The organism is Kordia sp. SMS9, assembly GCF_003352465.1.
GTDB lineage: Bacteria > Bacteroidota > Bacteroidia > Flavobacteriales > Flavobacteriaceae > Kordia.
The window spans coordinates 4,892,072-4,907,782 of sequence record NZ_CP031153.1; the positions used below are offsets into that span (position 1 = coordinate 4,892,072).

15 protein-coding genes are annotated in these 15,711 nt (G+C 35.2%); 3 read left to right on the top strand and 12 right to left on the bottom strand.

What is annotated here, in order from left to right; translation table 11 throughout:
• Positions 1-87: 87 nt before the first annotated feature.
• The 11 genes from KORDIASMS9_RS20710 to pyrR all read right to left on the bottom strand — a co-directional run bounded on the left by KORDIASMS9_RS20710 (position 88) and on the right by pyrR (position 9,712).
• The gene (locus tag KORDIASMS9_RS20710) at positions 88-1,014 is read right to left on the bottom strand and encodes a Ppx/GppA phosphatase family protein (RefSeq protein ID WP_114904688.1); all 927 of its coding nucleotides are present in this window, start codon (positions 1,012-1,014) and stop codon (positions 88-90) included.
• Between the two features lie 15 nt (positions 1,015-1,029).
• Positions 1,030-3,132 carry a polyphosphate kinase 1 gene (ppk1, locus tag KORDIASMS9_RS20715; RefSeq protein WP_114905310.1) on the bottom strand — a complete coding sequence of 701 codons (2,103 nt, stop codon included), beginning with the start codon at positions 3,130-3,132 and terminating at the stop codon, positions 1,030-1,032.
• A complete protein-coding gene (locus KORDIASMS9_RS20720) occupies positions 3,132-3,617 on the bottom strand; it encodes a histidine phosphatase family protein (protein ID WP_114904689.1) in 486 nt (161 codons plus the stop codon). Before KORDIASMS9_RS20720 ends, ppk1 begins: the two co-directional genes overlap by 1 nt.
• Positions 3,618-3,633: 16 nt before the next feature.
• The gene (gene pdxH, locus KORDIASMS9_RS20725; protein ID WP_114904690.1) at positions 3,634-4,281 is read right to left on the bottom strand and encodes a pyridoxamine 5'-phosphate oxidase; all 648 of its coding nucleotides are present in this window, start codon (positions 4,279-4,281) and stop codon (positions 3,634-3,636) included.
• Between the two features lie 183 nt (positions 4,282-4,464).
• Positions 4,465-4,677 carry a hypothetical protein gene (locus tag KORDIASMS9_RS20730; RefSeq protein ID WP_114904691.1) on the bottom strand — a complete coding sequence of 71 codons (213 nt, stop codon included), beginning with the start codon at positions 4,675-4,677 and terminating at the stop codon, positions 4,465-4,467.
• A gap of 147 nt (positions 4,678-4,824) precedes the next feature.
• The gene (locus KORDIASMS9_RS23500; RefSeq protein WP_162820087.1) at positions 4,825-4,998 is read right to left on the bottom strand and encodes a hypothetical protein; all 174 of its coding nucleotides are present in this window, start codon (positions 4,996-4,998) and stop codon (positions 4,825-4,827) included.
• Positions 4,999-5,120: 122 nt separating this feature from the next.
• On the bottom strand, positions 5,121-6,821 hold the full coding sequence (locus tag KORDIASMS9_RS20735; protein WP_114904692.1) for a helix-turn-helix domain-containing protein: 1,701 nt from the start codon (positions 6,819-6,821) through the stop codon (positions 5,121-5,123).
• Between the two features lie 3 nt (positions 6,822-6,824).
• Positions 6,825-7,733: a ribonuclease Z gene (locus tag KORDIASMS9_RS20740; protein WP_114904693.1), complete on the bottom strand. Its 909-nt coding sequence runs from the start codon at positions 7,731-7,733 to the stop codon at positions 6,825-6,827.
• Between the two features lie 28 nt (positions 7,734-7,761).
• Positions 7,762-8,094 carry a ribonuclease Z gene (locus tag KORDIASMS9_RS20745; RefSeq protein ID WP_114904694.1) on the bottom strand — a complete coding sequence of 111 codons (333 nt, stop codon included), beginning with the start codon at positions 8,092-8,094 and terminating at the stop codon, positions 7,762-7,764.
• A 134-nt stretch (positions 8,095-8,228) separates the two neighbouring features.
• A complete protein-coding gene (locus KORDIASMS9_RS20750) occupies positions 8,229-9,158 on the bottom strand; it encodes an aspartate carbamoyltransferase catalytic subunit (RefSeq protein ID WP_114904695.1) in 930 nt (309 codons plus the stop codon).
• A gap of 2 nt (positions 9,159-9,160) precedes the next feature.
• Positions 9,161-9,712 carry a bifunctional pyr operon transcriptional regulator/uracil phosphoribosyltransferase PyrR gene (pyrR, locus tag KORDIASMS9_RS20755; protein WP_114904696.1) on the bottom strand — a complete coding sequence of 184 codons (552 nt, stop codon included), beginning with the start codon at positions 9,710-9,712 and terminating at the stop codon, positions 9,161-9,163.
• Between the two features lie 154 nt (positions 9,713-9,866).
• Between pyrR and KORDIASMS9_RS20760 the strand changes: the two genes are divergently transcribed.
• Both KORDIASMS9_RS20760 and KORDIASMS9_RS20765 read left to right on the top strand, forming a co-directional pair.
• Positions 9,867-10,415 (top strand): RNA polymerase sigma factor, encoded by a 549-nt coding sequence (locus KORDIASMS9_RS20760; RefSeq protein ID WP_114904697.1) that lies wholly within the window; start codon positions 9,867-9,869, stop codon positions 10,413-10,415.
• Positions 10,412-13,117, top strand: a complete 2,706-nt coding sequence (locus KORDIASMS9_RS20765; protein ID WP_114904698.1) for a hypothetical protein — start codon at positions 10,412-10,414, stop codon at positions 13,115-13,117. The genes KORDIASMS9_RS20760 and KORDIASMS9_RS20765 overlap by 4 nt, the downstream gene beginning before the upstream one ends.
• Positions 13,118-13,203: 86 nt before the next feature.
• Here KORDIASMS9_RS20765 and rpsA read toward each other — a convergent pair whose 3' ends face one another.
• Complete coding sequence (rpsA, locus tag KORDIASMS9_RS20770; protein WP_114905311.1) at positions 13,204-14,991, bottom strand: 30S ribosomal protein S1; 1,788 nt, start codon at positions 14,989-14,991, stop codon at positions 13,204-13,206.
• 301 nt (positions 14,992-15,292) lie between these two features.
• Between rpsA and KORDIASMS9_RS20775 the strand changes: the two genes are divergently transcribed.
• Positions 15,293-15,676, top strand: a complete 384-nt coding sequence (locus KORDIASMS9_RS20775; RefSeq protein ID WP_114904699.1) for a LysM peptidoglycan-binding domain-containing protein — start codon at positions 15,293-15,295, stop codon at positions 15,674-15,676.
• The last annotated feature ends 35 nt before the right edge of the window (positions 15,677-15,711 follow it).

The window sequence follows — 15,711 nt, forward strand, 5'->3', positions numbered from 1 at the left end:
AGTGCGTATTTTATTTAGTTGTATAGATTCTTTTTTGGCAAGAATCTGTTGGTTTTGAGTTATTTGCTAAATGTAGGTATCACTTTTTCAAAAACTCAAAATATTCGTTCCGTTTTTCTGTTTTTTCGATGTTTCGAAGAATAATGTCTTTATAATACCATCTGCAAGTCCAATTTTAGGCACATATATTTTTTGTGCGCCACTCCATTTGCAAGCAGAGAGATAAATTTGAGTCGCAGGAATAATGACATCGGCTCTATCCGGATTCAATCCTAATTCAGAAATACGTTGCTCATACGTAAGACTTTGCAAGAATTGATATTGCGCATTCAAATAGATATACGACAACGGTTCACCAATTGGCGTTCCTGACATTTTGTAGAGCTTGTTGATATTTCCCCCTGAACCAATGAGTGACAAGCGTTTTAACCCTTTTGTATTGCGCTTGATCCATTTTTCAACAGCATTCCAATTGTCATCTGTAATCATTTCGTTCAACAAACGTACGGTTCCGATTTTGAAAGAACGCGAGGTTTTTATTTTTCCATTTGAGAAAATCGTCAACTCAGTACTTCCGCCACCAACATCTACATAGAGATAGTCTTTTTCTTTGGCAATAACATCGTGAAGATCGGTGGACGCGATGATTTCCGCTTCGCGTTTTCCATCAATAATCTCAATATTAATATTCGCTTTTTTCTTGATTTTTTCTACAACTGCTGCACCATTTTTAGCATCACGCATTGCGGAAGTCGCACATGCCATATACATTTCCACGCCATGAACATCCATCAACAAACGATAGGATTTCATCGCATTGGTCATACGATCTATGTTCGTTTTTGATATTTCTCCGTTCGTAAATACGTCTTGTCCCAAACGAATTGGCACACGCACCAACGAACTTTTTTTGAATTTCGGTTCTTTATTTTCCTCTTCAATCACATTTGCAACTAACAACCGTATAGCATTCGATCCAATATCAATGGCAGCAAATTTTCTAATTCTCAAAATGGATTCTTTTTTGTATTAATTTGACATTTTTTCTAAATAGTAATCATACGTAGCAAATTGTGAACGTACTTTGATCAATTGATTGGTACGATAGGCATTGTCTTGTTTTTCAGAGAATACACGTGCTTTTACATTATCGCTCCAGCCAATATTGAACGTATCTAGCAATTCTTTTTTGATATCTTCATCGTATATCGGGCAGGTTACTTCTACCCTTTTGTCTATATTTCGCGTCATCCAATCGGCAGAAGAAATATAAATTTTCGGATCACCATTATTCCCAAAGATAAACATTCTTGGGTGTTCTAAAAACTTGTCTACAATACTTATGCCTTCAATATTTTCACTCATCCCAGCAACTCCAGGAATTAAACAGCAAATTCCACGCACAATGAGCTGAATTTTTACACCTGCTCTACTGGCATCATACAATTTGTCTATCATCTTGTAATCTGACAAACTGTTGACTTTTATTTTGATGTACGCTTCTTTTCCTTCTTTCGCATTTTTTATTTCTGTATTGATCAGTTTGTTGAATGCATTTCTGGTGTAATGTGGCGATACGATTAAGTGTCTATATTTGGCTACTTTGTAATTTGTTTCAAAGAAATCGAATACTTTAGAAACTTCTTTCAATACATTTTGATCGGATGTAAAGAGTGTGTAATCTGTGTAAATTTTCGCAGTGGATTCGTTTACATTTCCAGTACTAACAAAACCATACCGAACGATTTTATTCTGTTCTCTTCGCTCAATAACACAGGTTTTGCTATGCACTTTTAAACCTTGCACACCAAAGATTAAATGAACGCCTTCACTCTGCATTTGTTCTGCATATTTAATATTGGCAGCTTCATCAAAACGTGCTTGCAATTCAATTTGGACCGTCACTTTTTTACCATTTTTTACGGCGTTTACTAACGAACTCGCTACATGTGAAATTTTTGCCAAACGGTATACGGTAATTTTTATATTTTCTACTTTCGGATCTAACGCAGCTTCCCGCAAAAACCGCACAACATACGCAAACGTATGATATGGTGCGTATTGTAGGTAATCTTTTTCAGCAATTTTCTCAAAGAGACTTCCTTCCATACTCAAGCCTTTTACAGGCAATGGCGGATAGGGTTTGTAGAGTAAATCTTGGCGTCCTAAACTTGGAAACGACATGTAATCTTTACGATTGTGATAGCGTCCACCAGGAATTAAACTGTCTATATCGTCAATGCCCATTTTTTCAATGAGATACTCAAACGTGTCTTTTTCAATCGTTTTATCGTACACAAATCGCACAGGCGTTCCACTTTTTCTGCCTTTTACACTGGTAGATATTTTTTGGATGAAACTTTTTGTCAAATCGTTGTCAATGTCCAATTCTGCATCACGTGTAATTTTAATCATATGTGCAGATAAACTTTCGTATTCAAAAATCGTAAAAATATTACTCAACGAATGTCGAATAAGATCGTCTAAAATGATGATGAATTTTTTTTCACCTTCACTTGGCAATACGATAAAACGATCAATCATTTTCGGAATTTCAATCAGTGCATATTTGATCTTATTTACTTTCGGCTTGAAAAAACGCGTTACTTTTTTGGTGTTTTTGGTTTGTTCTTTCATCACCATGCGAATTGCCAAATACGCTGCTTTGTCTTTCAACGCTGGCATTTCATCAATATCGTCTAAAATGATCGTTACTAATGCAGGACTTACTTTTTCAATGAAATATTTTTCAATGTACGCACTTTGACTTGGCGACACTTTTTGTTCGTTGATGATGAATATGTTTTCTTTTTCCAAGGCTTTTTGCACTTCGTTTAGAATGCGCAAACTTTCCGTCTGCTGCTTGATCACGATTTTGGTGATTTGCTCCAACAAATCTTTCGCCTTGGTTCCACCTAATACACTTCTTCCTCCTTTTCCAGCTTGCGCGATCCGTTTTACCGTTGCATAGCGCACTTTGAAAAATTCATCCAAGTTATTAGAGAAGATTCCGATGAAACGCAAACGTTCAATTAATGGAACCGTTTTATCAGCAGCTTCCTGCAACACACGTCCGTTGAACTGAAGCCAACTTATTTCTCTATTGATGTATTTGTTTTTAGTACGCTGCATCATTTTAAGTCTTTAGGAAATACGTTTAATATCGTTTTACCTTCATTGATATCATGCCAAGAATCCGTATCAAATTGAATTACTACGGCGCCACTTGTCGGTACATTGTCAAAATATTGGCTTCCATAGGTGTTTACAACTGCTGTAATTGCGTGATTGTGCCCAAAAACCATCAATGTATCTACTTCATCATCACAAGATTTTATGGTTGCCAACAATCCTGAGCCGCCAAAATCATACATATTTTCTTTGATGCTAATTTTGTTAAACGGATATTCCAAACAGCGTGTAAATATGGCACAAGTATGCAACGCACGATTGGCGATACTAGAAAATATAATATCAGGAGTGTCAATTTTGTCTGAAATATAATTTGCCACCAAATGTGCATCTTTGATGCCGCGTAATTTGAGCGGACGATCTTTATCATCTACAGGATATTCCCAAGATGATTTTGCGTGTCGGACGATGAGTAACGTTTTCAATGTGTTTGTTTTTTGATTAAGGCGCCAAACGATCCAGTTTCCAAGAATAGTCGGTTTGCAATTGGTAGCGCATTCGATCATGCAAACGGTTGGCTCTTCCTTGCCAAAATTCTATTTCTTGAGGTTTTACCATATATCCGCCCCAATGTGATGGACGTTCAATTTCTTTGCCTTCGTAGGCGTTTTCTAAATCTTTTAATTTTTGTTCTAAATACGCACGTGATGGAATTACAGTACTTTGATCAGATACCAAAGCTCCTAATTGACTTCCGCGTGGGCGCGATTCAAAGTAGCCATCCGAGAGATTTTCTGCAATTTTTTCTACGTTTCCTTTGATGATAATTTGTCGCTCCATCGCAGGCCAAAAAAACGAAAGACATACATTTGGATTTGCTGCCATTGCCAACCCTTTTTCACTTTCGTAATTGGAATAAAATATAAATCCTTCAAAGGTGTATTGTTTTAGTAAAACCACTCTACTTTTTGGAAAGCCGTCCTTGCCAATGGTGCTTAATGTCACCGCATTGACTTCTGCGACTGTTTCCGATCGTTCTACTTCTAAAAACCAATTGCGAAACATCTCTATCGGATTTTCCACGCAGTTTTCTTCTAACAGTTCACTTTTTTCGTAGGATTTTCTGTAATCACTTAAATCTTGTTTCATGCGTTTGCGTTCACTTCTTTTTCTTCAATTCTTTATACTGCAATTTACAGCTTTTCATCCGTTTGGAGAAGTAAAAAGTAAATGCTTTTGTATTAAGTTTTCATCAATTTACTTAACAAGTTTGAAGCATAAAAAAAGGGACAACCGAAGTCATCCCCTTTCTTTTCAACAATACTTGTTGTTTTACTTTTCTTGCTCAAATGTACATCCACCGGCGCCAAATTCGCTTGGCCCATCGTTACAACCTAATATAGTTCCTGGCAATGTAGATGTACAAACTTGCCCAATTGTGTGTGGGCAAGGATACGTTTCACCTCCACCAACAATCTGGTTTAATCTGAAAGAAGAAATATTCTTTTTATTCAATACTAGTCTTACTTTTTGTGCTTTTTTCATGATTTAAAATTTTAAAATGCCTCCATTTTTATAGGTTTTCGGCAATACCTTTTCAATCGATTGAGCAACAAATTTAGAAAGGATGGCATTCAGATTCAACTCATGATTCCCTAAATTAGATAATTTATGCTAGTAAAATATACATCACTATTGTATTGCATAACACACTGTTTGCTCGTCTGGCATTTGAGTCATCTGCATAGGCGGATTGAGCTCTGAAACGGGTTCTGTACCTCCATTTATGGCTTTCTTTTTTAATTCTTGAATATTAGCAATAGAAAATTTTGTAAATCGTAAACTGCGTGGTTTGTGTTTTTTCATACTTGTAAATGTTAATTATTAATTCTTTTTAAAGCTATTGATTCTTATTTGTTTACTGATTTCTACACACCTTAAATCATCTAATTTAAGGCAGTATAAAAAGAAAAAAATGCTTTAAAAATCTAGGTTTGAAGATGCTTTTCTAATTCTTTGATGTAATATGACGGATTGATCCCTGTCGCCTTTTTAAAGTGTTTAGCAAACGACTCTGGACTTTTATAACCAACTTCCAATGCAATGTGTTTGATGGCGTATTTTCGAAATTGACTGTCAGTTTTGAGTCGTGATAAAGCATACTTAATTCGAAGCTCATTGAGATATTGATAGAACGTTTTTCCTTTTTCTTCTTTTAAAATTTTGGTGAGATACGTCGGATTTGTTTTCACTTTTTTTGCCAAATTTGCCAACGAACAATTGACATCCGTGTAATAGGTTTGCGCTTCTACTTTGTCCAAATATTTGAGCACTAACGCTACTTTTTCATCAGTAATCGTGATTTTTTTCGGTGTTGGAAGTTCCTTTTCTTGTTGCGTGATGAGTTTTTCAAAGTTTTCACGATTGGTTTTCGCTTTTCTTCGGTAATACATCACCAAGAAAATACTCGCTACACATACAACGCCCGCAAATATGAGAAATAGTTTATACCGATTGGTTGTTTTGTGAATGTTGGCAATAACTGTATCGCGAATGCGCAATTCATTTTTGAGTAATTTGGTATTGATGCGATTGTTTTCTTTGTCCGTAATTTGCTCCATGTCATTCCGAGCTGTTTCGTAGAAGCGAGATTCTTCTGCATCGCCCAAAGCAATGTAACTTTTCGATAAAAAATCGTATGTATTAATGAGTTGCAACGGTTTGAATTCCGTATTCCCAACTTTTTCAGACTGATTTGCCACCAAAATAACGTCTTTGAAATATGCTATTGCAGTTTCGTAATTTTTCAAACGATATTGACACGCGCCCATATAAAAGAGTGTTTCTGCCAATCTTTTCTGATTTTCTATACTTTCAATATAATTTTTTGCTTTGTTGAGATACGACAACGATTTTTTGTAATTGTCTTTTAAATAATAGGCAATTCCAAAGTCCACATCAAAATAACTCATGCCAACTTTATCGTCAATTTCTCCACTTATTTTATACCCTTTTTGTCCGTAATATAAGGCAGAATCTGGCTGTTGTAAGGTTAAATAGCTGCCACAAATTCCCATTAAACTTCTAGCAATGACGGTTTTTTTTTCATTTAATCTTACTGCTTGTTTGTATAGTAATTTGTAACTTTCTAATGCTTCTTCATGATTTCCTGCATTGCGCTTGATTTTAGCAATATTGATCGTTGCCTTGAGCAAATCCTTTTTTTTATTGTTTAAAAGTGCATCTTCGTACACGCGCGAATAATATGTCAAAGCAACTTCATCTTTTTCGTCTAAAACGTATGCATTTCCGATACGTAATAGGAACAGATTCTTCTCAGGAACTTCTTTGTTTTCTATGAATGTTGCTCCTTTTTTCAAGGTATCAATGGCCGTTTGATAATTTCCTTTTTTAGTGAGAATGATTCCTTTTTGCAAGTACGCTTTTGCAATGGTAAGGCTATCTTTCTGCGCCAAGGCATAGCTAATTAATTGATTGGAATATAGCGTTGCTTTTTCAAAATCTTTGTTAATATTATCTTCAATTATTTTGATCAACACCTTTACAGTAAGTGCTTCTTTCGGTTTTTCTTCTTGGGTACAATTGACAAAAAACACACAGATAAGTGACAGGAATACAATAGCTTTGATTGCTGGAAAATTCGTTTTGGTTTGGTGCATTGTTTTCATGAATTAATCTAACTCAAAAACCTTACCATCATCTGCCAACACCACATTTTCAAACACTGCTTTGGCTTCTTCTTTAAATTCGTCAAAACCATCATATCGTGTGGAAAAATGACCTAATATTAATTGTTTAACTTCAGCAGCTTTGGCAATCATGGCGGCTTGTTTTGCGGTTGTATGCTTGGTTTTTTCGGCTAAATTTTCATGTTTATCTAAAAAAGTAGCTTCGTGGTATAAAACTGTGACGTTTTTGATTTGATGTACGATTTGTGGAAAATACACCGTGTCACTACAAAATGCATATCCTTTTGGTTTTGGCGGATCAAACGTTAGTTTTTCGTTAGGGATAACTTCGCCAGAATCTAACGTAATGTCTCTCCCTTTTTTGATATTTTGATAGTAACATTTGTCAATTTCATAGTTTAAAACCGCATTGATATTGAGCTTGCGCTCTTTTTCTTTTTCCATGAATAGAAAACCGTTCGCGTATACACGATGACTTAATGGAATCGTTGTTACCGTAACTTTGTCGTCTTCAAATAACACTTCAGGTTGGTCGCTTTCCAATTCGTGAAAACACAGTTTGTAACTCGTCCACGATTTTGTCAATTTGAGTTGTAAAAGCGTTAGTTCTTTTAAACCTTTTGGACCGTAAATATGTAAGTCTGCATTTCTGCCCAACAACATGAAGGTTGAAATTAATCCGATCAATCCATAAAAATGATCGCCATGTAAGTGCGAGATAAAAATGTGCTTGACTCGTGCAAATTTCACTTTGCTGCGGCGTAATTGTACTTGTGTTCCTTCGCCACAATCAATCAAAAAGATATGATTTCTGATTTCTAATATTTGTGCTGTTGGATTGGTATTTTTGGTTGGTGTAGCGGCGTAACAGCCGAGTATGGTTAATTTCACACGTATACGTTTTATTTTTTATTGAAAGCTAGAAGCCTAAATCGCGTTCTATTTCTTCCATTTCTATAATATCAAATGCTTCTTGGAGTGTTGGTACCGTCATGATGCCTTCTGGCAGTTCGTCGGTACTTATTTTATTCGTGACAATAACAAATGAATGTTTTGCAGCACGATGTGTTTTGGAAAGTTTTAAAAATTCTCCTAGATTGGTTTTGGTTAAATTTCCAAACGAGAATAGATTGACAATGATGTTATCGTGTTGCACTTCGTCATAACGTGCTTCAATTTTTTGCACAAGTTCAATTATATTGGATGATTCCTGTGTGATGATGAGAATATTCTCTTGTTTATCTAAAATCATAGGTTAAAAGTTTAGAGGGTTTTTAGGCTGAATTCTAAAAGATGTATATACAAGTTACAAAATTTAGTGCAGAATTGTATTTTTAAAATACGTTAAAATTTATTTTAAAAAAGTAAACCAAAATTGAAGTTGGTCTATTGCTTTATTTTTGACGCCAGAAGATAAATGACCGCCATACGCACTGCCACACCGTTTTCCACCTGATTTAAGATGATGGATTGTTTGGAATCGGCAACATCACTGGTAATTTCTACACCACGATTGATCGGTCCTGGGTGCATGATTACAATTTCTTTGTCGAGCGAATCTAGCAACGCTTTGGTAACTCCGTATTGCTGCGCATATTCTCGCGTAGACGGAAAATAACTGATGTCCATACGTTCGTTTTGTACACGTAACATGTTGGCAACATCGCACCATTCGAGTGCTTTTCGTAAGTTGGTTTCTACTTCAACGCCTAAACTTTCAATATACGTTGGCAATAAGGTTTTTGGTCCGCAAACTTTGACATTGGCGCCTTGTAATTTGAGTGCAAATATGTTGGACAGCGCCACTCTACTGTGTAAAATATCGCCGACTATTACCACATTTTTTCCTGCGACATCGCCTAATTTTTCACGAATGGAGTATGAATCTAACAAAGCTTGTGTTGGATGTTCGTGTGCGCCATCGCCAGCATTTATAATACTTGCGCTTACATTTTTAGAGAGAAAAACACCTGCACCTGGATTGGGATGTCGCATAACGACCATATCCACTTTCATGGACAAAATATTGTTTACTGTATCAATCAGCGTTTCTCCTTTTTTTACGGATGATTGTGATGCCGAAAAGTTGATAACATCCGCAGATAGACGCTTTTCCGCCAATTCGAACGAAAGTTTTGTGCGTGTACTATTTTCAAAAAATAAATTTGCAATCGTAATGTCGCGCAAAGAAGGTACTTTTTTTATAGGACGGTTGATCACTTCTTTAAATTGATCTGCCGTTTCAAAAATGAGTTGTATATCTTCTTCGTTGAGATATTTGATTCCTAGCAAGTGGTTGACACTTAATTCACTCATTTCTACTTGTCTTTTTCTTGATTAATTAGATATATCATGTCTTCCCCATCATTTTCTTTCCAATTTACTTTTACTTTTTCTTCATTGATGGCGTCTACTTGGCGTCCGCGATAGTTAGGCTGAATTGGCAAATGTCTGCTAAAACGTCTGTCGATCAACACCAATAATTCAATTTCTTCTGGACGACCAAACGACTGAATTGCCGTCAGTGCTGCACGAATGCTTCTGCCTGTGTACAACACATCGTCAATGAAAACGACTTTTTTGTTTTCTACGACAAAGTTGATATTTGTTTTATTGGCTTCTAGAATTTTCTCGCTGCGGCGGAAATCGTCACGAAAAAAAGTAATGTCCAAATATCCTAGTTGAATGTCGCTTACCTCGTATTCATCACGTAAAATTCGCGCTAAGCGTTCTGCTAGATAAATTCCTCTTGGCTGAATTCCTACCAATACTGTATTTGAAAAATCGAGGTGGTTTTCGATAAGCTGACATGCCAATCGATGCAGAATAATTCCGATCTCTTTTGAGTTCAATAAGATTTTTTGACTCATAGTGTTTGTCCAAATGGTATTTGGAATACAAAAGTACAGATTTATTTTGTATTACGCCTATTTTTAAATTTCATGTATTTCGAAAAAAATTATTTTTTGATAAAGAATGGTTACCTTTTTGCAGTTATACCATTAAGTATATAAAGAATTATTTATGCAAGACCAAAAACTGTTACAATTGCTGACTTCTGATCAAAAAGAGAAAGCTTTTGTGAAAATTTACAGGTATTTTCCAAAGGTATCGCGCTTTATATGCAAACATGGTGGCACCAAAGAAGAAGCACAAGACGTGTTTCAAGAAGCATTGCTTATTTTCTACCGAAAAGTAAAAACACCCGATTTTAAATTAACTGCACGTGTGGAAACCTACGTTTTCAGTATTTGCAAGTATTTATGGAAAGATCAATTACACCGAAAAAATAAACAAACCAATGCTTTTGAACAAGCGTTTTTAAAAGACGACACAATTCCTGTGGAAATTCATCTGCAAGAAGAAGCAACCTATCAATTGGCTGAAAAAGCCTTGCGATCTATTGGAGATAAGTGTCTAAAACTACTCTCGCTATTTTATGTTGATAAGAAGAAAATGCGGGAGATTGCCAAATTGCTCGGTTTTACTTCAGAATCATCAGCCAAAACACAGAAATACAAGTGTTTGGAGCGCGCTAAGAACGAATTACGAACTTTAAAGGCGAACCGATGAGACCAGAATTAGAAACGATTGCCACGATAGAAAAGTACTTCTTAGGCGTACTTTCTGAAGGAGAAATACTAGTATTTGAAATGCGTATGGAAGCTGATCCGAATTTTAAGAATGACGTTGAGTTACAAACACAGTTAGTACAAAGTTTGGAACGTATTTCATTGCAACAAAGTATTCAAAATGCGCAGAAAACGTATCAGTTTTGGAAGTTTATGAAAACGATTGGACTAATTGTAATTCCTGTCATAATCGCACTTTCTGTTTGGTATTTTATAAACGCTTCCGCAGAAAGTACTATTGAAGCTGAGAGAATTCCAACGAAAGTGGAACAAGCAACACCACCAAAATTAAACGTTGTTGCCAAGAAAGAAGTCGTCATTGATCCTGACACCATTCCTAGAATAAAAACAAAGGAAAGTATCCAAAAATCTACGACTTCACTTTTAGCAGAAAGCATCTCAACAAAACCTTTAGAACAGATTCCATCTGAGTTTTTCACGATTTCCGCTGATAAAGATACGATTGTAGAAACGCAAAGCGGCATTGTATTTTTAATTCCTAGAAATGCTTTTGTAGACGCGAATCAAAATTTTATCAATGATCCTATTACGCTAGAAATTACAGAAGCTGTACATGCAGAAACGATTATGACAGCAGGATTATCAACACTTCACAACGGAAAGCCTTTAGAAACTGGCGGCATGTTTTTGATAGAAGCCACCAAAAATGGACAAAAACTAGAGATTCATCCTAAAAAAGAAATTACCGCAGACATTCCAACGCTGCATTATAAAAATGACATGCACTTGTTTGATGGCGAAGTTGCCGCAGATGGAACCATCAATTGGGTGAATCCGAAACCACTGAGCAAAGCATTAATTCCGCAAGATATTTTGAGTTTGAATTTTTATCCGCCAAATTATTTGGAAACATTGGCTAAAAAAGGATATGATGCTACCCACAAACAATTTACGGATAGTTTGTATTACAGTTTTTCAAATGTTCTGGAAACTAAAGACAAAACCCTAAAAGATTGGGGTGTAAATGATGCGTTGAACGTAGGTTTTACTAGTGACAATTTACCATTAGATGTTGTTCGTACTAGAGACACTGTGAAATCAAAAACTAGAGTACAAAAAACGATTTTAGGTTTAAATCCGTTGAAAGTAAATGCCATTTGGGATGAACGTTATCAACAAACATTTATTGCGACCAAAGCTTTTGAAGCGCGCTTGCAAGTGATTCATGAGAATTGCAGGGAAGCGAATTATATGTTAGACGTGTATTTACAAAATTTAGATAAAGATTTGTATGTTTCCGACTCTATTATTGCTTATACTACAGCTGGAGAAGCAATTCACACGAAGTTTTGGGAGTTTTCAAAACAACGATTGACAAACGTGGCAACTATTTCCAAAGAAGTTTCAAAATTGAATGATTTTTATGTTTCACAACAAAAAGTGTATCGTTTGGCGTTGGCAAAAACCCAACAAAAAATAGATTCAATGTTGAGCGCAGAAGAAAAGTATCAAGCGTTTTCAAAACAACAAGTTCAAAATTTGTATTTGAATGAATTGGCACTGACTACTCAAAAAGTAGCGAAAGAATTGAACGTTAAATTGCCGCGAGTCCTAAATCGTCAAAATAGTTTGCAACAAAGCGATACTATTTCCTTTGCAAACATCATTCAAAAAGAGAAAAGAAAACGTCGTTACAGAGCTTCTATACAAACAACTGGCTGGAAAAATATTGATCGAATTATTAATGAAGAAGTTGTAGCTAGTCTTCAAAATAGAGAAAACACAACTATTCAAAATGATACCAAAACGACGGCAATTACGTATTCTGATTATGAGCTTACCATTAAAAACACGGAAGATTTTGATCAATTATTTGTGTATTTGGTTCCGAAAGAATTCAACAGTTTTATACGATTGAAGTCTGAAAATGGTCGTTTTACATACCGATTAAATGACCTACTGAAGTATCAACTATATTGTATTGGGTATGTGAATAAGACGCCTTTTTATTTTGAAAAACCCATTCGAAATGTTGCTAATAAAGTACAATTGCGTCAAATATCAACAAAAAAATTACGTGAAAAGCTAGCTAAACTCAATACTAAGAATAGCATGCTTGAAACTGAGATTTCATATCATTTTTTGAATCAGAAGAACGCAAAAACGGTAAAGAAACATTTCAAAATTGTAAGACTTAAAAAAGAGTTGCAGCCTGTGGTTTTTCCGTGTACGATAGCGAATAAGAATGATACAGTCGATAAAATTTTTACGGATGTATTTACGGTTCAAGTTGGAATTGTAGAAGATTTTACTAAAAAAAATATAATCTCTTTTGATCGTGTAGAAATACTTCCTGTTTTTCCAGGCTGTGAAACATTTGAAATGAAAGAAGAGCGAAAACAGTGCTTTACAGATAAGGTGTTAGCGTTTTTATATAGAGAAATTGATCTGGGAATTATTCATAAAAATCAGCCTGTAAATTCTAAACAAATCATTGATGTTTATTTTGAAATTGACTATTTAGGCGTTGTGAAAAATGTAAAAATTCGCGGAAATCATCCTGTGTCAGAAGCAGAAGTAAAACGGGTGATACCATTGTTACCCAAAATGACACCAGCAATGCAAGGAGGCAAATATGTAAGTGTAAAGTATACAATACCTTTACATTTCAGTACAAAGTAAGATTTTGTAAAGTTAATTTAGATACTAAAAAAGCCGTTTCTAGTTAGTTAGAAACGGCTTTCTCGTATGTGAAAAAATGTTCGGAATTATTTTCCTTCCATTTTGTTCTTTAATTTCTGTAAAGATTCGTTGATGTCTCCCAACGTAGTTGTATTAGCATCTTTAGATTGCTGTGCTTTCTTCGCCGCAGCTTGAACATTCTTTTGCTCTTCTGCTCTGAAGATTGCTGTATGAGAAGCAACGACTCTTTTGAATTCTTTGTTAAATTCAATAACTCTGAATTCAGCAGTTTCGCCTTTCTTCAATTTCTTTCCGTCTTCTTTTTCTAAGTGACGAGAAGGAATGAACGCTACTACATCTTCGTTTAAGGCAACTGTAGCACCTTTGTCATTTGTATCAGTAATCTCAGCAGTGTGCGTAGTTCCTACACCAAACTCACCTTCATACTTGTCCCAAGGATTTTCTGTAGTTTGTTTGTGACCTAAACTTAATTTACGTCCATCTACGTCTAATTCTAATACCAATACTTCTAATTGATCTCCAACCGTAACAAACTCAGATGGATGCTTCACTTTCTTAGTCCAAGATAAATCTGAGATGTAAATTAATCCATCAATACCTTCTTCTAATTCTACGAATACACCAAAGTTAGTGAAGTTACGTACCGTTCCTGTGTGTTTAGAACCTACAGGATATTTTGTTGTAATATCAGTCCATGGATCTGGCGTCATTTGCTTGATACCAAGTGACATTTTACGATCTTCTCTATCTAACGTTAAGATTTTAGCTTCTACTTCATCTCCAACTTTTACGAAATCTTGAGCCGAACGTAAGTGTGTAGACCAAGACATTTCAGAAACGTGAATTAATCCTTCAACACCTTCTGCAACTTCGATAAATGCACCGTAATCAGCAATAACTACCACTTTTCCTTTTACTTGATCTCCGATTTTTAATTCAGAATCTAAAGCTTCCCAAGGATGCGCGCTTAATTGCTTTAATCCTAATTGGATTCTTGATTTGTTATCATCAAAGTCAAGGATTACAACGTTTAATTTCTGATCTAACTCAACAACCTCATTTGGATGGTTGATACGAGACCAAGAAAGATCTGTAATGTGGATCAATCCGTCAACACCTCCAAGATCAATAAATACACCGTAAGAAGTAATGTTTTTCACAACTCCTTCTAATACTTGACCTTTTTCTAATTGACCGATAATTTCTTTCTTCTGCTCTTCGATATCTGCTTCGATAAGCGCTTTATGAGAAACTACCACGTTTTTGAATTCATGGTTAATTTTAACCACTTTGAATTCCATTGTTTTATTTACATACTGATCGTAATCTCTAATTGGCTTCACGTCAATTTGAGATCCTGGCAAGAACGCTTCAATTCCGAATACGTCTACAATCATACCACCTTTAGTTCTGCATTTTACAAAACCGTTTACGATTTCACCTTTGTCATGAGCACTATTTACACGCTCCCATGCTTTGATGGTTCTCGCTTTTCTGTGAGATAATACTAATTGTCCTGTTCTGTCTTCACGAACGTCAATTAATACTTCTACTTTGTCTCCTACTTTTAAGTCTGGATTGTAACGAAATTCGTTTAAAGAAATGACACCTTCAGATTTTGCGTTTATGTCAATAATCGCTTCTCTGTCTGTCATTCTTACTACAGTTCCATCTACGACAGCATCATCATCTGTATCAACGAAATTTTCTGCTACTAATTTTTCGAATTCTTCTAACTTTTCGTCTTCTACTTGGTCAATTCCTTCTTCGTAATTGTGCCAGTTGAAATTTGCTAAGAATTCTTCAGGGTTTTTAACGTCCTGAACGTCTGTGTTTGTGTTTTCTTCAGCCATTTGCTGATGTAAAATTTGTATACTGCTCATTTAGAGAATTTTTGCATGTAAAAGCAGTAGAATGTTATATTTATAAAAATTTCCTTTGTCCCTTTAGAATTCTCTGTCATGCCAAAAGGAGTGCAAAAGTATGATTATTATTTTGATTTACAAACTTATAGTTCTGCAAACACAGTGTATTGAATACATTTTAGCTGCAAAATATGATTTTCATCGAAAAAAAAGATTGTAACACTTACATAACACGAAATTTATTTTTTTGAACTATATTTATGTTATTAATAATTAAAATAACAAAAGAATGAGTGTAAAAGCTAAATATCAAGGTGTTTTGGACCTTGGACAAGAATTAAATATTCAAAATGGAAATGTTGAAGAAGCGGATGGCGTTTTAAAAATAACTGGAACTGCTGGAACACAATACGAAAAGAACCTACTTTGGGATAAAATTAAAGAACTTGGAGGAGAATTGCCACAAGATATTGATGCACATATTGAAGTAGCTGATGATTCAGTTTTTCACCGTCACACCGTAGCAAGCGGAGATACATTAGGAAAAATTGCAAAACAGTATTACGGAAAAGCAAATCAATACCATGCTATTTTTAAAGCAAACGGAGATATTTTGGACAATCCAGATGTGATTCATCCAGGACAAGAATTGGTCATTCCGCATTTATCGTAAGGAAAACAACAAAATATAAAATTAGAAAAGCTTCC